The 3,139-nt window shown below is 66.6% G+C and carries 3 protein-coding genes; 2 read left to right on the forward strand and 1 reads right to left on the reverse strand.

The features are described 5' to 3' along the window. Nucleotides 1-717: acyl-CoA dehydrogenase family protein (locus VFQ05_00685; protein ID HET9325268.1), on the reverse strand; the 717-nt coding region annotated here is incomplete at its 3' end. Between the two features lie 171 nt (nt 718-888). Here VFQ05_00685 and VFQ05_00690 point away from each other — a divergent pair. Together VFQ05_00690 and VFQ05_00695 are read left to right on the forward strand one after the other, a co-directional pair. Further along, complete coding sequence (locus tag VFQ05_00690) at nt 889-2,775, forward strand: FlgD immunoglobulin-like domain containing protein (GenBank protein ID HET9325269.1); 1,887 nt, start codon at nt 889-891, stop codon at nt 2,773-2,775. A gap of 146 nt (nt 2,776-2,921) precedes the next feature. Continuing rightward, the coding region (locus VFQ05_00695; GenBank protein HET9325270.1) for a transcriptional regulator at nt 2,922-3,139 on the forward strand (218 nt) is incomplete at its 3' end.

A 3,139-nucleotide genomic window follows, 5' to 3' on the forward strand; every position in this document is an offset into this window, starting at 1 on the left:
ATCCAGCGTGCCGAGACCGATCCCGAACCCCTTGCCTTCTTCACCCACGCGGTTTTCGAGCGGGACCCGGCAGCCGTCGAACTGGATCTCGCCGAGCGGATGGGGCGCGGAGAGAATCTGCGGTCCGACGAAGCGCAGACCGTCCGAGTGCGCGGGCACGACGAAGCAGCTGATGCCCTTGCTGCGCGCACCGAGATCGGTGGACGCGAAGACGGTGTAGAAGTCGGCGATCCCGGCGTTGGAGATGAAGGTCTTGAGGCCGTCGAGCACGTAGCTGTCGCCCTCGCGGACGGCGGTGGTCGCGATCGCCGACACGTCGGACCCCGCCTGGCGCTCGGTCATCGCGAAGGCCGCCATCGAGCGGCCGCTCACCGCGGGGAGCGCATACAGCTCGCGTTGCTGCGGCGAGCCGGAGCGAAAAATGGGAAGCGCTCCGAGCGCCTGCAGCGCGAACACCGCGTCGGCCAGCGGCGACACGGCAGCCAGCGCCTCGCGCGCCAGGCAGCACGAGCGCCAGTCCTGGGCCTTGATCGGCTCGAACCAGCGATCCTTGCCCAGCATCTGGAGCAATGCGCGCGCCTCCATACGGCACGCGGCATCATCTTGAGGCACTCCGCGGCGGCCCAGCGCGACCGACCACGCGGCGATTTCGCGCGCGAAGGCGACGTGGCGCTCCTCGAGGAACGCCCGGATCGGCTTGATGTCGGGAAGGTCCATCCATGAGCCCCGGGAAGTCGGCGAACCCGGCGCATGATACCTGCCGATTGAGGATTGATCGAGGACGCCGCAGGTGTAGGATCGCGGGTGACCGGTTGCCCCCAACCGGCACCGTCCTGGCTCCGGGTTCCGGCCGATGCCGCGCAGGAATCACGTCGAGGAGGACGCGTCATGTCATCTCACTCACAGGGCCTGCTGCTTGCGCTCTGTCTCGCCTGCCCGGTCCCCGCTCTCGCATTCGACCGCACCGCGACCCCGGTGCCGATGGCGAAAGATCCTTCGGGTCCAAACAATCCGGCCCCGGTCATCGATGTCTGCCGCTGCTCGGGCACCGTCTTCGAGCTGGGGCCTTCCGGTCTGACCACACGCGAGTGGGTCGCGGACATCACACAATCGGTCGAGGACCCCGGCCCGAGGGATAGCTGCTCCGTGGGCTCCGTCCTCGAGGTCTCGTGGCATTCGGAGAAGGGGCCGGTCGTGGCGTGGGAATACGGGCTCAATCCTGTCGACTTCTCTTCTCCACCGCCGACGTTCGTCACCGTGGGACCGAACGTTCGAAGCGCCACATTCGATCTCGGTTCAATCTTCGGCAGCCAGCTCGTCTTCACCCTGCGCGCCATCGGCCCCAAGGCGACGGTGGAGGTCACGCGGATATTCGTGAAGATAAACCTGCCGCCCGACACGTGGTGGTCGGGTCCCGATCCGAACAGCCCGGCGCTTCAGCTCAAACCCAATGGCGAGAAGTACGTGCTGCTGTCGTCGTTCACGGGACTGCCGGGCAGCCTGCTGAGCCCCGACTCGGCCGAGGTGCTGCCGGTGCTTCGAGTCGATCGGAGGACCTTCTTCGAGGTCTGGGAGGACACCTTGTTCGTGCGTGGAGAGGACGACACGGTGCACAAGAACTCGTGGGTCATTCTCCACAACGGTGGCTTCGATCCGGACTCCCCTTACTCGGTGAAAGTTTCCGATCTGGCGCACGAGGTGATGGACGTCCCCGACGGTCCGGTGCTCGTGCCCGGCCCCGCGAATGGATCGCCGATCGGATTCCGGTCGGTCCTCGAGATGTCGATCACTCCCAACGGTATCCCGAGCCGGAGGGCGCTCAGCGGTCTCTATCCGATCTACGATCCCAATGACGTCTTCAACCTGCCGAGGATTGCCGGCTACTGGCCAATCTTCCAGGCCGGCCGTGTTTTCGCTGTGGCTTACGCGGAGGACGGCAACGGAGATCGCGATCGGCGGATCCCGAGCGGGCGTGAGCTGGTGCTGAAGATCGAAGCCGGAACGGCGACGCCGGAGGAGCAGGCACTTCGCTCGAAGGTGCTGACCTTCGAGGTCGATTATCCGCCGTACTTCGTCACCGGGAGCCCGGTCTTCAGTCCCACTCCGAACCAAGTTTTCACGAGCACGCAGTGGGGTCTGAATCTGGTGGCGGGCGACGCGGATCCCTGGCGACCGGGCGACCCTCCGGGCGGACCGAGCACGAACCTCACGTTGCGCAGGCGGGTCAAGGTGATCGGCAAGGACCTGCAGGGAAACGATTTCGTCTACGAACCACCGTTCCCGTACGTGAACCAGGTCAGCATCCTGACCGTGCCGGCTCAGCTGGCCTTCGGTCCTTGCACACTCGAGGTCGAGCTCTGCGACTGCGACGCGTGCGAAGATTTCCCGGGCACCGGCCGCTGCATCACGCGCCAGTTCCCGGTGATCTATCAGCCGCCCGCGGGCGCCGCGAGCGCGGCGTCGGCCGAGCCAGCCGAGACGCGGCCGTTGACCCCGAAGTCCACGCTGCTGCTCGCCCCCTATCCGAATCCCACGTCGCGCAGCACGAGCATCCGGTTCACGCTCGCCAAAGACGCGGCTGTCGAGCTGGAGGTCTTCGATCTGGCAGGCAGTCGAGTGCGGCGACTGGCCTCGGGACACCTCGAAGCCGGCGAGCACTCGCGGATCTGGGAAGGCACGAACGAGGCGGGTCAGCGGGTCGGTCAGGGCATCTACTTCGTGCGCATGCGAGCGGCCGGCGTGAGCATGACGCGGAAGCTGCTGCTGGCCCCATGAAGTGAAGCCGCTCGTTCGCGGCCACGACGCCCAAGGCGGCCACCTTCGGGTGGCCGTCGGGCCGCTAACCCGCTAGTCTGCCCGCCGTTTGGGCCGCCTCTGTTCCAGGAACTTCACGCTCAACACCCCACGCAGGAAGGGACAGCATGCCGGAGTCTTCCATGACCATCGACGGCGCCAAGGCGGACGCGTTCGCCGGCCGACTGATGAGCGCCCTGAATCAGGGCGCCTTCTGCCTCATGGCTTCCATCGGGCACCGCACCGGGTTGTTCGACGCCATGCGTGATCAACCGCCCATGACGTCTGACGCGCTCGCCGAGCGCGCCGGCTTGAACGAGCGCTACGTGCGCGAGTGGCTCGGCGC

Source organism: Candidatus Eisenbacteria bacterium, from assembly GCA_035712145.1.
Lineage (GTDB): Bacteria > Eisenbacteria > RBG-16-71-46 > RBG-16-71-46 > RBG-16-71-46 > DASTBI01.